Source organism: Labrenzia sp. PO1 (genome assembly GCF_012273635.1).
In the GTDB taxonomy this organism is placed as follows: Bacteria; Pseudomonadota; Alphaproteobacteria; order Rhizobiales; family Stappiaceae; genus Roseibium; species Roseibium algicola.
On sequence record NZ_JAAXCR010000007.1, the window covers coordinates 75,493 to 89,094 of the forward strand.

Annotated in this window: 13 protein-coding genes; 8 read left to right on the forward strand and 5 right to left on the reverse strand. The window is 57.7% G+C overall.

All coding sequences use genetic code 11. The features are described from left to right. Positions 1–89 precede the first annotated feature (89 nt). Positions 90–1,337, forward strand: a complete 1,248-nt coding sequence (locus HCG46_RS27405) for an adenylate/guanylate cyclase domain-containing protein (protein ID WP_062488605.1) — start codon at positions 90–92, stop codon at positions 1,335–1,337. Here the strand turns inward: HCG46_RS27405 and HCG46_RS27410 are convergent. From HCG46_RS27410 to HCG46_RS27420, 3 genes are all read right to left on the reverse strand, one after another. Then, positions 1,223–1,978: a DUF599 family protein gene (locus HCG46_RS27410; RefSeq protein ID WP_075282964.1), complete on the reverse strand. Its 756-nt coding sequence runs from the start codon at positions 1,976–1,978 to the stop codon at positions 1,223–1,225. The two genes, HCG46_RS27405 and HCG46_RS27410, sit on opposite strands and share 115 nt — an antisense overlap. A 519-nt stretch (positions 1,979–2,497) precedes the next feature. Next, positions 2,498–3,040 carry a hypothetical protein gene (locus tag HCG46_RS27415; RefSeq protein WP_152506418.1) on the reverse strand — a complete coding sequence of 181 codons (543 nt, stop codon included), beginning with the start codon at positions 3,038–3,040 and terminating at the stop codon, positions 2,498–2,500. A gap of 113 nt (positions 3,041–3,153) precedes the next feature. Next, positions 3,154–4,038 (reverse strand): SDR family oxidoreductase, encoded by an 885-nt coding sequence (locus tag HCG46_RS27420; RefSeq protein ID WP_209009648.1) that lies wholly within the window; start codon positions 4,036–4,038, stop codon positions 3,154–3,156. 121 nt (positions 4,039–4,159) lie between these two features. Between HCG46_RS27420 and HCG46_RS27425 the strand changes: the two genes are divergently transcribed. After that, entirely contained in the window at positions 4,160–4,594 is a 435-nt protein-coding gene (locus tag HCG46_RS27425; protein ID WP_055654619.1) for a DUF1489 family protein, read from the forward strand. Positions 4,595–4,604: 10 nt separating this feature from the next. Here HCG46_RS27425 and HCG46_RS27430 read toward each other — a convergent pair whose 3' ends face one another. Further along, entirely contained in the window at positions 4,605–5,207 is a 603-nt protein-coding gene (locus HCG46_RS27430) for a TetR/AcrR family transcriptional regulator (protein ID WP_168688058.1), read from the reverse strand. A gap of 131 nt (positions 5,208–5,338) precedes the next feature. Here HCG46_RS27430 and HCG46_RS27435 point away from each other — a divergent pair, with 131 nt between their 5' ends. From HCG46_RS27435 to HCG46_RS27445, 3 genes are all read left to right on the forward strand, one after another. After that, positions 5,339–5,929 (forward strand): DUF2306 domain-containing protein, encoded by a 591-nt coding sequence (locus HCG46_RS27435; protein WP_209009649.1) that lies wholly within the window; start codon positions 5,339–5,341, stop codon positions 5,927–5,929. Positions 5,930–6,032: 103 nt separating this feature from the next. Further along, positions 6,033–6,773, forward strand: a complete 741-nt coding sequence (locus HCG46_RS27440) for a hypothetical protein (RefSeq protein WP_083660655.1) — start codon at positions 6,033–6,035, stop codon at positions 6,771–6,773. Between the two features lie 147 nt (positions 6,774–6,920). Continuing rightward, complete coding sequence (locus HCG46_RS27445; protein ID WP_168688059.1) at positions 6,921–7,628, forward strand: DnaJ domain-containing protein; 708 nt, start codon at positions 6,921–6,923, stop codon at positions 7,626–7,628. Between the two features lie 17 nt (positions 7,629–7,645). Here HCG46_RS27445 and HCG46_RS27450 read toward each other — a convergent pair whose 3' ends face one another. Next, positions 7,646–9,331 carry an SPOR domain-containing protein gene (locus HCG46_RS27450; RefSeq protein ID WP_168688060.1) on the reverse strand — a complete coding sequence of 562 codons (1,686 nt, stop codon included), beginning with the start codon at positions 9,329–9,331 and terminating at the stop codon, positions 7,646–7,648. A gap of 607 nt (positions 9,332–9,938) precedes the next feature. Between HCG46_RS27450 and HCG46_RS27455 the strand changes: the two genes are divergently transcribed. From HCG46_RS27455 to clpA, 3 genes are all read left to right on the forward strand, one after another. Then, positions 9,939–10,271, forward strand: coding sequence for a phasin family protein (locus HCG46_RS27455; protein WP_168688061.1), 333 nt, complete (start codon positions 9,939–9,941; stop codon positions 10,269–10,271). Between the two features lie 398 nt (positions 10,272–10,669). After that, positions 10,670–11,002, forward strand: a complete 333-nt coding sequence (gene clpS, locus HCG46_RS27460; protein ID WP_031268357.1) for an ATP-dependent Clp protease adapter ClpS — start codon at positions 10,670–10,672, stop codon at positions 11,000–11,002. 12 nt (positions 11,003–11,014) lie between these two features. After that, the gene (clpA, locus tag HCG46_RS27465; protein WP_055654606.1) at positions 11,015–13,462 is read left to right on the forward strand and encodes an ATP-dependent Clp protease ATP-binding subunit ClpA; all 2,448 of its coding nucleotides are present in this window, start codon (positions 11,015–11,017) and stop codon (positions 13,460–13,462) included. Positions 13,463–13,602 lie beyond the last annotated feature (140 nt).

Consider the following 13,602-nt stretch of genomic DNA (forward strand, 5'->3'; position numbering starts at 1 on the left):
CAGCGACTTTTGAAATCGAACCTCTTTTACTGTGCGGAGCGTGTTCCCATATACTGGGCTCAATCAGGGATTTGAAAGGACGTGGGCTGATGGTCCTCGAAGCGCCGATCGTTGCGGCAGACGTCGTACAATGGCTCTACAGCGATGCGCCCCAATTGAAGGGGACGCTGGAAATCGTCACTGAGATGGCGAAACGTCTGCGCGCCGGAAAAGTTCCGGTCGATCGTGTCACCACGGGGATCTGGGTGGTGCATCCGAACGTGCGCGCGGAAAGCTCGATCTGGGTCAACGGCCAGGCACCGGAATTGCGCCTTCACACTGCGGAGAACAAATCGCAGGACGAATACCAGAAAAGTCCGATCAAGCGCGTGCATGAAACGCAGAAGGCCGTTCGAGTGGAAATCGGCAAGAAGCCGGCTGTCGCTGACGAATTTCCGATTACCGCAGAGCTGCGCCAGGAAGGCTATACCGACTATATCGCTTTGCCCATGCGGTTCTCCGACGGCTCGGTGAAGGTTGCGAGTTTCGCCACCAAGACACCAGGCGGATTTTCAGGGTCGCATATCGGCGTTTTTGAATCGCTGATCCAGCCGCTTGCCCTCGTGTGTGAACTCAAAACACTACGCCGCACCGCTGAAACCGTTCTGGACACCTATGTCGGCCCGCGGGCGGGTTCGAAGGTCCTGGACGGCACCACGCGGCGTGGAGAAGGCGAGTGGATCAAGGCGGTTGTCAGCTTCGCCGACATCCGTGGGTTCACGCGTCTTTCCAACACACTTCCAGCGGACAAGATCGTATTGTTTCTGAACAAGTATTTCGGAGCGATGACAGCAGCTGTCGAAGCCCACGGTGGCGAGGTGCTGAAGTTCATTGGCGATGAAGTGATGGCGATCTTTCCGTATGAAACCGAAGAGGAAGCCAGAGACGCCTCGGTGCGTGCGCTGATGGCAGCACGTGAAACGCTGACGCGGATCGAGGCGATCAACACGGCCCGAACCTGTTCGGTCACACCTGACCTGAGCGTTGGAATTGCCCTTCATGCGGGCGATGTCTTCTACGGCAATGTCGGCAGCGAAACGCGGCTGGACTTCACGGTCGTCGGCCCTGTGGTCAATCTTGCGGCCCGTATTGCAGAGCTTGCAAAGGACCTGCAGCGCCAGCTTCTGGTCTCGGATGCCCTGGCCGATATCATGGGGTGCCGGTCGGGCCTTTTTGGCCGCTATCAGGTGAAGGGGTTTGATGAACCCGTATCGGTGTATTCGCCGGATTTGTCCGCGGATCCCAAGTTCGGATATTGCCCCAAGAGCACGGCGGCTCTGGCCTTGGAAACGAACTGACGACGTAGCAGGACCAGGAGAACGGCGAGGGTGGTTGCGGCAAATACATAAGGCCCGGCGAACCACCCAAGGAAGCCGATCGAAAAGAACAGCGCTCGCTGGCCGCGATTGAAATGGCGGCCTGCGAGAACGCCCAGCTCCCCCGCCTGCGCAGCCATTTTCGCGATCACTTCGTCAGGTGCCTGACCTTGTTGCGGGACTGCGCCCATGACGATGCTGGCATAATTGAAGAGCCGGTATGCCCAGCCGAATTTGAAAAATCCATAGGCAAAGATCAGCATCAGGGCGAGCACCTTGATTTCCCAGAGCGCGCGGCTGTCGGCCACCGGGATGGACAGGTCACCGGCGACCTGAACGATGCGTTCCGTTGCATCCAGCAGCGCAAAGCCGCCGCCGATTGCCAGTAGGGACGTTGACGCGAAGAACGCAGTGCCTTGTTGCAGCCCGGACATGATAGACGTGTCCATGATGCGGACTTCCCGCAGGCTCATGGCACGCATCCAGCCGCGTCTGTAGGTTTCCATGGCGCTGGACAATGTCTTTTTACGCAGCGGACTGACATCGATCAGCAAATTGAAACCGAGCCAGGCAAACAGAAACCAGGCGGCTGCTGCCAGGTCCATATTCGAGAGCGCGTGCATCCTGATCCCTTTTGATTCTCCGGTGGCCGAATCCGGCCATGGTCTGTCTTACCAGACTTTTTCCTGGTCCCTAACAGGCAGCACCGAGAGGACTAAGCGGCTGAATTTCCTGATGCGAAACGAGGAATGCAAAAATGCGGGATCAGCTGCTCTTTTTTTGCGCTTGCGAAATGGTAATGGATCGTTTACCTCCTCGCCTCAATGGCGCCATATTTGAGGTCGGTGGGACCCGGCGTCGCACAACAATATGTAGGGTTTTTATGGACGAAAACGTGCAGAAATCTTGTTGGAGCGTCACTCTCTGGACTGTCGCTGCAGTGGGCCTCGCATTGACGATGGTACTTCTGTTCAACGATGTTGAAAGTGCACAACAAGCCGTCGCCGCCGCCAAATAAGCCAGCGGGACGCAAGGAAAACAAAGGCGCAGCGTGAGGCTGCGCCTTTTGTCGTTTTAGGGGACATTTTATGCGAGCTCGGTATTCTCCGAGCTGAGAAGGCGTCGCTCGAACTTCGGGCGTGTCAGTTTCCGGCAGAACTGGTTGAGAACGAAATCTCGGGTCTGTCCGACGGCCCGTAGGACTGCCTGAATTCCATTTGCCGCACCACTGTCCTGTTGCCGGGATGGCTGATGAGGAATGCGGTATAGGCTCTTTCACCCAGAGGCAGCAGTACAAGTTGAACGGTGCCGGATCCTGGCCAGTCCAGTTCCGCGCCCCAGGCCGGAACATCTTCCGGATTGTCTTTCCCGAACAATGCCTGAATGTCGATGTCATGAAGCAGGGACGTTCCGTTGGCGTCCCACGTCAGCGCGGCCAGGCCTTGTTCCAGCGGAAACAGGCTGAGTTTGGCGCCGTTGATCTCGACATCAAGACGGTTGGTGGCATCCCTTTCGATCAGGGCCGTGCCTTCGTTCATGTCGGTTGCCAGCGCGATGCGTTCCCCGTTGCTTTGAACAAACCCTTCTGTGTTCACCACCTTGAATATGCCAACGGGGATGCTTTCCGCCTGAAGTGGCAAAACGGAAACGAGAAAGACCAGCAACGATGTGAGTGTACGTAACACGCCCGGACCCTGTATTGAGCTTTTGTCCGGATCATACACCTTCAAAACTTTAGAAAGTCTTTGTCCAATACCGGACTCGGTGCGCTAAGCTGCTCAAAACTCAAGGTTATCGTCTATTTTGACAGGGATACCACGAGGTCCTCTATTGTCGAATGTTCCGGTTGCCAGCCAGTTGCCCTTTGGGCATGGCTGACGTCGACGGACTGCGACAAGGCAAAACCGGCGGCCCAGTCGGTAAGCGGTTCGGTTGCCTCAGGGGCCGGAACTGTCATGATTTCCAGCGGCAGTCCGTGGCGGGCTGAAATGTGAGATGCCAGATGACCGACCGAGATGCCGGGAATGCAGCTCGCGATCAGGGACATCCGGAACCGTGCGTTCTTTAGGGCAAGAGCATAAAGCGCGGCAAGGTCGTTGATTTCAACAAGCGCCCATTTGGTTTGCGACGTCGCGCGGGTTTCAAACGGCCTGCCTTCCTTCAGCGCGGCCGTCATCTCGGCAATCGGCCCGGTCGTCTGGCCGCAGGCGAGGGCCGGATGAATGACCGTCAGATTGAGATCCGTTCCGTGTGACAGGGTCCTGATCGTCTCGGTCATGAAGCGAAACGCGGGTAGGGGCGCGAACTGGGTTTTCTCGGTCAACAGGCTGTCGCCTGCGGTTGCGGGAAAGAGCCAGATGCCTCCGGTGTAAATAATCTTGAGCGGCTGCTTGCGGTGCCTTGAGGCCTGCTTCAACGCAAGCATGCTCTGGCGGTCAACACGGCCCATGTCTTCGGAAAAAGTTGCACCAAGATGGATGACGGCATCGCATGAGGCCGCCCGTGATACCCAGCTTTCCGGTGCTCGCAAATCGCCCGGGTAGGCACTTGCACCGAACGCACGCAGCTTTGCCGAGGACGCGTCAGAGCGGGCCAGACCGATTACCCTGGCACCATCTTGAACCAGCCGCTTTACCACGGCAGAACCGATCTCGCCGGTTCCACCCGTTACAAATACTTCCATGGGCAAAGAGAACCCCGTTCTTGCCATCGGCGCAAGCTGAAGCTGCCTGTGAAATTGGACAATCCACCGCCGTTTCTCGCCACAATCTTGACCTTGGCGGGAAGCCTGATACGTCAGAAGCATGACCTTGCATCTGGTAAAACTGTGCGTCGGCGCGGACAGCGTCGAATCTCTTCAGGCCTGGATCGATTTTCGTATGGAGAACGCCCGCAAATCGGGACTTCCGGCGGAAACGATCCATACGACGCGCATGGTGCCAACCCGCAAGGACGAGCTTCTGGACGGTGGTTCTCTCTATTGGGTGATCAAGGGCAAGATCCAGGTGCGTCAGCACCTGATCGACATCAGGCCGTTTACGGATCAGGCGGGCGTCAAACGCTGCGACCTGGTGATGGAGCCGAGACTGATCCTGACGCAGTACCAGCCCAAGCGGCCGTTTCAGGGCTGGCGATATCTGAAGGCGCAGGACGCGCCGGCGGACCTGAAGGCTGGTGGCGCGGCACACGCCATGCCGGAGGACATGCGGCGGGATCTTACGGAACTCTGCCTGCTTTGATCCGCTGATATCAGCCTGGATCCGGTAGGGCTTTCTGAAGATGCGTGACCAGTGTGCCGAGTTCCGGCCAGCCGCGCCCTAGGCCCGGATTCTCCTTCTTTCGTGTCATGGCAAGATGGGCATAGCCATGCACCAGCGACCACACGAGTATCTCGATTTCTTCCGGATCGGTCCCTTCAGGGATCAGCGGTGCGCATGTTTCGCGCAGGATGGCGTAGGCCCTTGAGGCGTGCACCGCGAATTCCTCGTCATCCTCATTGAACTTCTGTCCCGAAAAAATGAACAGGAACAGCTCCGGGTGGCCGGTGGCGAAATCCAGGTACCCCTGACAGATCGCGCTCAGTCTTTCTGTTGCCGCAGGAGGAGACGCATCGAGGCGTTGTTCCATCGCCTGGCAAAACAGGGCGAAGCCGCGCCCTGCAATCGCCGTCGACAAACCTGTGATGTTCTTGAAGTGATAACCGGGCGCAGCGTGTGACACACCCGCCTTGGCAGCGCATTCACGCAACGAGAGCTTGTCCGGACCACGTTCTCGCAAAAGCTCCACACCTGCATCAACCAGGGCTTTTCGAAGACTGCCGTCTCTTTTGCGACGAAGAGGAGTAACTGTCATGCGGTCTTCATCGGTCATTCGCTTGACAGTGTCAAGTTTCGCTTTATCTTGACACTGTCAAGTTATGTTGGAGGATCGGTATGTCGATGGTTTCTAGGTTTGCAGCAAACGTCGCTTTTTGGACGGCAGCCGTGAGCGCCGCTCTGGTCGCCGTGGCCTCATTGAGGTTTTTGGCGCTGGGGGTATCCGCTTCAATGGAATTCGTGGCGCATAACCTCGACGGAAATGCGCTGATGCTTTACGCCCATATCGGTGTTGCACCGATCGCACTTGCGTTGATGCCGTTTCAATTCATGACAAGGCTGCGAGCCAGCAGGCCGAAACTGCACCGCTGGCTGGGGCGAGGGTACGTCGTGTCGATCTTGATCTCGGGGATTGCGGGACTTCAGCTGGCCTTTCACACGACTGCAGGGACCTTCGCTGCAACAGGCTTTGCGATTCTCGCAGTCTTGTGGCTGGCGACGACCGGCATCGCGTTCGCCTTTGCCTTGAGGCGGCAATTCCCGCGTCACCGAGTCTGGATGCTGCGTTCGGCAGCTCTTACATTTGCTGCCGTAACATTGCGGGTCTATCTGGGGAGCAGTATGGCGGCAGGGGTCGATTTTGATGTCGCCTATCCACTTATCGCCTGGCTGTGCTGGGTGCCTAACGTCCTCGTCATGGAGGCATACCTGCAGATGGCTCGGCCCGGAAAGACACGCCTGATTTCAGCGACAGCATAAGAACATGATCGGCTGCGCCATGTCGCATCCGACGGCTTGAGACTTGCCAAAACGGCTGCCCCGACCCAAGTTGAGTGTCACCAACTGGCAGAAGGAGGCGGCCGTGAACGTCAAGACCGGCAAAGGCACGGTAGACCCTATGGTCAAGCAGGACGCCCGCGTGCCTTCAGCCGAATCCGATGTTGCTGCCTTTCTTCAGAAGGCCAAGGAAATTGCACCGCAACCGGGCAGCGGCGGGCGGTTGGTGTTTGCCCTGGACGCTACCATGAGCCGTCAACCGACCTGGGACCAGGCCTGTCAGATCCAGGCAGAGATGTTTCAGGAAGCCGGCAAGATTTCAGGCCTCAGCATCAAGCTTGTCTATTTTCGCGGTTTCGGTGAATGCCGGGCGTCCCGCTGGTTTTCCAGCGGCACTGAGCTTGCCCAGGCCATGAGCCGGATTTCCTGTCAGGGTGGGCGTACCCAGATCCGAAAGGTGCTCTCGGCTGCCTTGTCCGCTGCCGATACCGAGAAAATCGCGGCGCTGGTTTATGTCGGCGATTGCATGGAGGAGGACGTGGATGCCCTGTGTGACAAGGCAGGTCAGCTGGGCATGCTTGGTGTGCCGATGTTCCTGTTTCAGGAGGGGCGTGACGGCGTCGCTGAGCGCGCGTTTCGCGAGATGGCCAGACTGACCAACGGCGCCTTTTGCCGGTTTGATTCCGGGTCTGCCCAGCAACTGGCCGATCTTTTGAAAGCGGTTGCCGTTTTCGCCAGCGGAGGCCGGACGGCACTCCAGCAGCTGGAAAAGCAAGGCGGCAAGGGCGCAACGCTTCTGCTGCAGCAGCTACCATCGGCCCGCTAGAGCCCGGAAAGCGCCGGGCTTGCACTTCCTTGCTGTAGCCGGTGCCGGAGGTTTACATACTCGGCAACTTTCGACACGTGACTGGAGTAGGGCCGGGGCATCCGAATGTGATGGTCCCGGGCCGGCGAACGGGGAACCAACCGCCACATGATTTATTTGATTATCGGCTTGATACTGCTGACCGCCCTGTTGACGCTCGGCAACAAGTTCGTGAACGCCAATCCCGCAAATCTGGCCAGAGGACTGCGTCTCTTCGGAGGAGCGTTTCTGATGGTGTTGGCGCTGGTCTTTGCGCTGACGGGCCGGTTCGTGTTTGCCATCCCGTTGTTCGGGCTTGGCTTGTCGGTGCTGGGGATGTCCGGGCTGAACTGGCTCTCGTCAGGCTACAAACCTCAGAAAACCTCCGGACAACGTTCCCGTGTGCGGACCGCTATGGTGGAGATGGAACTCGATCACGATACCGGTCACATGACCGGGACCGTGCTGGCAGGCACCTATCAGGGGCGCGAGCTGGATCAGTTGACCGAAACGGACCTGGAAGCCTTTTGGCAGGAGACGGCCCAGGACAGTCAGAGTCAGAAGCTAGTCGAAGCTTATCTCGACCGCAGGCTTGCCGGTTGGCGTGAACACTTCCAGGCGGATGGAGCAGAGCGGCAGGGAAGCGCGGCGAGCTCTGGCCCCATGACAGATGAGGAGGCCTACCAGATCCTGGGGCTTACGCCCGATGCCGGGGACGCGGAAATTAGAGCCGCGCACCGCAGGCTTATGATGCGGGTCCATCCCGACCAGGGAGGCTCCGGTTTCCTCGCGGCGAAAATCAACGAGGCTAAAGACACGCTTCTCAGAAGACATTGACGGCATCCGTTACGCGGTTACTGGTAGATGGCGAAGCAAGCGTATTTTGCCTTTTTCAAGCTTTTGCAGGCATTCCACGCAGCTGTTTTGGTGTCGAAGCCGACGAAGCGGGCCCGGTAGAGGGTCTGTCCGTTGGTGTCGACGGGTTCGGTGTAAGGGACCCGGCCACGAAGGGCGGATCCGGTCTTGGCCTTGGCGTTCTTCAACATCGTGATGGCCTGGCCTTCGGATTCCGTTGCGGCGATCTGGACCTGCCAGCCCGGCTCGACATCGCGGGTGTCGCTGGTTGCAACCGTAACGCTGTCGTCGTCGCTGCTGTTGTCGGCAGCTGCGGTTTCAGGCGCAGCGACCGTTTCAACCGGCGTCGTGTTGACCGCGATAGTCTGAACGGAGACGGTCTTCACCGACTGCGCAGAGCCGACAGCGCGCTGGCTGTTGTCCGACTTCACGACTTCTGCTCTTGCAGCTTCGATCAGAGCAGTCCGGGAAATCGAATTGGTGTTCAGCGGCTCATCCGGGCTTGAAGGCGGGATCGGCGGCAAAGCTGTTGCGACTGCAAACGTGCTGTCAAAGCGTTGCTTGACCAGTTTCGGCGGCAGCGGAACGTCGTTGCCAAAGCCTGGAACCGGAGCAGGGGCCTGAGCCGAAGCCATGACTGGCGCATTGGACGCAGTCACGGAAAGGGGGGCCGGAGCCGGTGTCGGAATGGCGCCTGGGTTGGACGGTGCGGTGAATGCCAGCACCATGGGCTCACCCGTTGCAGGCACAGGTTCGCTTCCCGGCTTGCTGTTCGGAAGAGGCGGGTTCTTCAGCGCAATTGCCACGAAAGTCGGTTCAGAAGTGTTCTGAACGATCAGCGGGGCCGTTTTCGGGCCGCGGCTTGCCTTGGGCAGATAAGAGTTGATGAGCTTTGTCATCTGCGCGTTGCGTGACGCGCCGGTCTTGCCACCCATCACGACGGCCACAATCTGCCGTCCGTCCCGGTTCACAGATGTCACCAGGTTGAAGCCGGATGCCCGGATGTAACCGGTCTTGATGCCGTCTACGCCCTTTACGCGGCCCAGCAGCTTGTTGTGGTTGCCATAGGTGCGTCCGTTGTACTTGTAGGCACGGGTTTTGAAGTAGCCGTAGTACTGCGGGAACCGTTCCTGAATCGCGCGCCCAAGCGTCGCCATGTCGCGGGCCGTCGTACGCTGCCCGCTGTCGGGCAGGCCGTGCGGGTTGCGGAATGTGGTCTTCGACATGCCGATTTGGCGCGCCGTACGGGTCATGCGCTCGGCGAATTTCTTTTCAGAGCCACCAAGGTTTTCAGCGATCACGGATGCGACGTCGTTCGCGGACTTGGTAACAAGTGCGAGGATGGCGTCCTTGACCTTGATTGTGCCGCCGGGCTTGAGGCCCAGCTTGGAGGGCGGACGTGCTGAAGCGTAGCTGGAAACGCTCAGGTTGGAGTCCAGCGACAGTCGCCCGGCTTCCAGTTCCTCGAACACAAGATAAAGCGTCATGATCTTGGTGAGCGATGCCGGATACCGGTAGGCGTCAGCCGAGGAGGAGTAAAGTGTCTTGCCGGTTTTTGCATCAACGACGATCCCCGCATATTTCGGGTTGGCCATCGCCGTTGCCGGGACCCCCAGGAGCACCAGGCCGAGGGTCAAGATCTTAGCGGTGCGGGCGAGAGCCCGTCCTTTGCGAAAAATACGCATCCCAAACACAATTACTATCCCATTCTGGGTCACGTGGTTCGTATCTGGAGCGGCACGGTTCGGATCTTAACCCCCTGCGATTCAAAGCCGCGGCCCCGTCGTTCTCCATGTCATTTGATGGAATCACGGTTACGAATGAGTAAATGAATGATCGAAAAAGCACTTAAAAAAATAGTTTTTTGTTAGAGTTAATTGTTGGTTAAGGTTGTGTTTTGCGTACTTGATAAGAATTGTTTAGATCTAATTCTTATTCCCATTTGTTTTATTGGTTAAGCGTTCGTTTATTTTCGGTGTCTGTTGTTCCGAAGTTGATCAAATTCAAGAATCTGACTGAAATCTTGCTGAGGCTCTGTTGTTTCCTGCTTCCGGTTGCTGGTGCCGGTCTCGATCAGGGGTATCTGTTTTCAGAGGGAAGTCTGACAGCTTACGCCATGGAAGGATTGTCAAATTCGCGTAATGGTTGTTTTTGCAATGCAAAATCGCCTTGACACTTATTGTGCAGTGCATTACGACAAAATCCCGTTAGGTAACGCGATACGCGCGCCGGGCCGCCCCATAAGGCCGATGCTTGGGATTGGAAACCGGTTCGCCGGAAAAGGGCAGAAAAATGATGAACAACTTTGATGAAATGCAGAAGATGAGCAAAGACAACATGGATATGGCCATGGCGTCTTTCGGCTCCGTCAGCAAGGGTTTCCAGGCCATCGCCGCTGAAATGGCCGATTACCAGAAAAAGTCCTTCGAGGAAGGTTCCGCAGCTGTTGAAAAGCTCGTTTCCTCCAAGTCCCTCGACAAGGCATTCGAAGCGCAGGCCGACTACGTCAAAACCGCTTACGAAGGTTTTGTTGGCGAGATGACAAAGATTGGTGAAATGGTCACCGACATGTCCAAGGACGCCTACAAGCCTTACGAAGGTGTGATGGGCAAGCTTACGAAATAAGTTTTCCTTTTAGCCGTCGCAGGACGGCTTGAAGTTTCAAACCCGGCTCCGACGAGCCGGGTTTTTTCGTATATGCACAGATTTACAGGCTTGCCGCGGATCATCCTGCCATTTGCGGCCGGATTTCGAAATGCGTTCTCTTGCCACCTTTTAATCATTAACGGGCAACCTACATTCCTCTTGACCGGCAGCGCAGGGACTACAAATGCGCTGTTGACCTTTATGTTGATGAAATCGACCATTGCGCGAGCGCGGCTTGCGCGGCAGGATTACCACTGAGAATGCGTATTCGCGGCGCAGTCCGTGCTGCGGAAAGCTCTGGACCAGCTGCGCAGGGCAGTGTGTTCAGGATTCGAAATTTGGTGATGGCCGGAGTGATAGAGGCAAAAGAAACGGCAATGTCGGCGGGCTCTGATTATGACAATGACGGTGGCGACGCCGGAACGGTTACAGTCACCCGTACCAAAACAGTAACCAAGCGGCCAAATCTCTATCGAGTGCTGCTGTTGAACGATGACTACACTCCGATGGAGTTCGTCATTCACGTTGTGGAGAACTTCTTCCAAAAAAACCGCGAAGAGGCGACCCGCATTATGCTGCATGTTCACCATCACGGCGTCGGGGAATGCGGGATTTATTCCTACGAGGTCGCGGAGACGAAAGTCACCCAGGTGATGGATTTTGCGCGCAAGCATCAGCATCCGTTGCAATGCGTCATGGAAAAAAAGTGAGGACAAACGCACGTGCCTTCCTTCTCACGCAGTCTTGAAAAAGCACTTCACCAGGCTCTGGCCTTCGCCAACGAGCGACAGCAGGAGTATGCAACGCTGGAGCATCTTCTGCTGGCGTTGCTGGACGACCAGGACGCGGCTGCGGTCATGCGGGCTTGCAACGTGGATCTGGAAACGATCCGCCGCAATCTGGTTGAATATATCGAAACCGAGCTGGATAACCTTGTCACGGACAGTGACGAGGACTCCAAGCCGACCGCGGGCTTCCAGCGCGTGATTCAGCGGGCGGTTATCCACGTCCAGTCGTCAGGCCGGGAAGAGGTGACCGGCGCCAACGTGCTTGTTGCGATCTTTGCCGAGCGCGAAAGCCATGCGGCCTACTTCCTGCAGGATCAGGACATGACCCGTTACGACGCGGTCAATTATATCTCGCACGGCATTGCCAAGCGTCCCGGCATGTCCGAGGCCCGTCCAGTCGAAGGGGCGGATGAAGAAGATGTGATGCCCGGAGCTGAAACCGAGAAGAAGTCCAGTCAGAAGACGGACGCTCTTGAAGCTTACTGTGTCAATCTCAACACCAAGGCCACCAACGGCAAGATTGATCCGCTGATCGGGCGCGACAGCGAAATTTCGCGCACGATCCAGATCCTGTGCCGCAGGTCGAAGAACAATCCGCTCTTCGTCGGCGACCCGGGTGTCGGCAAGACCGCCATTGCGGAAGGGCTGGCGCATCGCATCGTCAATGGCGATGTGCCGGATGTCCTGAAGGATGCCACCATCTTCTCGCTCGATATGGGCTCGCTGCTGGCGGGTACCCGCTATCGCGGCGATTTCGAGGAGCGGCTGAAGCAGGTGGTCAAGGAGATCGAGGACTACCCGGGTGCGGTGATGTTCATCGACGAAATCCATACGGTGATCGGAGCAGGTGCAACCTCTGGCGGGGCTATGGATGCGTCCAACCTCCTGAAACCTGCGCTTGCTTCCGGAGCGATCCGCTGCATCGGTTCGACCACCTACAAGGAATACCGCCAGTTCTTCGAGAAGGACCGGGCGTTGGTCCGCCGTTTCCAGAAGATCGACGTCAACGAGCCGTCGATCCCGGACGCGATCGATATCCTGAAGGGCCTGAAGCCTTACTTCGAGGACTTCCACAAGGTTCGTTACACCAATGATGCCATCAAGGTGGCTGTGGAGCTGTCTGCGAAATATATTTCCGACCGCAAGCTGCCGGACAAGGCGATCGACGTGCTGGATGAAACCGGTGCCTCGCAGATGCTTGTTCCCGAAGCCCGCCGCCGCAAGACCATTGGCGTGAAGGAAATCGAGAACACGATTGCCACCATGGCCAGGATCCCGCCGAAGTCCGTTTCCAAGGATGATGCGGAGATTCTGGAGAACCTTGGCAAGGATCTGAAGCGGGTTGTCTACGGACAGGATGAAGCTATCGGGACGTTGGCGTCTGCCATCAAGCTGGCGCGTGCCGGTCTGCGTGAGCCTGACAAGCCGATCGGCAGCTATCTGTTCTCCGGCCCGACAGGGGTCGGCAAGACGGAAGTCGCTCGGCAGCTGGCATCTTCACTGGGTGTTGAACTGATCCGGTTCGACATGTCCGAATACATGGAGCGGCACACCGTGTCGCGCCTGATCGGTGCACCTCCGGGATATGTCGGCTTCGACCAGGGTGGCCTCTTGACCGACGGTGTCGACCAGCATCCGCACTGCGTGCTGCTGCTGGACGAGATCGAAAAGGCTCATCCGGACCTGTTCAATATCCTGTTGCAGGTGATGGACCATGGCAAGCTGACCGACCATAACGGCAAGCAGGTCGACTTCCGCAATGTCATCCTGATAATGACCACCAACGCCGGTGCCGCGGACATGGCCAAGATGCCGGTTGGCTTCAATCGCATGAAGCGGGAAGGCGACGACGCGGAAGCGATCAACAAGCTGTTCACGCCGGAGTTCCGCAACCGTCTCGATGCGATCATTCCGTTCGGCAATCTGCCGATGGAAGTCGTCTACAAGGTGGTCGAGAAGTTCGTCATGCAGCTGGAAGTCCAGCTGGCTGACCGCGGCGTGACCTTCGAGCTGACGGAAGATGCCGTCAAGTGGCTTGCCGACAAGGGCTATGACAGCCAGATGGGGGCTCGCCCGCTTGGGCGGATCATCCAGGAGCACATCAAGCGGCCTCTGGCCGACGAGGTGCTGTTCGGCAAGTTGAAGAAAGGCGGAATGGTCAAGGTCACCGTGTCCGAGGACGGCAAGGGTCTGCTTCTGGAAAGCATCGAGGAGCGTGCGACACCGCCAAAAGCCAAGGCCAAGACCGAAACCAAGGCAAAGCCGAAGCGCCGGCGCAAGCCTGCTGCCAAGGCAGCGGCCGCCAAGGATACGAAGCCTCCTGCAGGCAAGAGCGGTCCGGCCAAGAAAAGCCTTGTGCCCAAGGTGCCGCTGGCCGACTGAGGCCCTGCACAATCAGATCGGAAAGGCCCCGAAGAGATTCGGGGCCTTTTTGTTTTTCGCCTGCACAGACGACGCGCAACGCGCAAAACGGGCCGGGTTGGTACACGCCCCGGGCTTGTCCTCCAACAGGCGTACTGGAC

Bases quoted from the DNA above. Each gene is read 5' to 3' on its own strand.
- HCG46_RS27420 (WP_209009648.1), bottom strand. From the start codon at position 4,038: ATGGAAGTATTTGTAACGGGTGGAACCGGCGAGATCGGTTCTGCCGTG.
- HCG46_RS27450 (WP_168688060.1), bottom strand. From the start codon at position 9,331: ATGCGTATTTTTCGCAAAGGACGGGCTCTCGCCCGCACCGCTAAGATC.
- HCG46_RS27405 (WP_062488605.1), top strand. From the start codon at position 90: ATGGTCCTCGAAGCGCCGATCGTTGCGGCAGACGTCGTACAATGGCTC.
- HCG46_RS27430 (WP_168688058.1), bottom strand. From the start codon at position 5,207: ATGACAGTTACTCCTCTTCGTCGCAAAAGAGACGGCAGTCTTCGAAAA.
- HCG46_RS27445 (WP_168688059.1), top strand. From the start codon at position 6,921: ATGATTTATTTGATTATCGGCTTGATACTGCTGACCGCCCTGTTGACG.
- HCG46_RS27410 (WP_075282964.1), bottom strand. From the start codon at position 1,978: ATGCACGCGCTCTCGAATATGGACCTGGCAGCAGCCGCCTGGTTTCTG.
- clpS (WP_031268357.1), top strand. From the start codon at position 10,670: ATGTCGGCGGGCTCTGATTATGACAATGACGGTGGCGACGCCGGAACG.
- HCG46_RS27425 (WP_055654619.1), top strand. From the start codon at position 4,160: ATGACCTTGCATCTGGTAAAACTGTGCGTCGGCGCGGACAGCGTCGAA.
- HCG46_RS27455 (WP_168688061.1), top strand. From the start codon at position 9,939: ATGATGAACAACTTTGATGAAATGCAGAAGATGAGCAAAGACAACATG.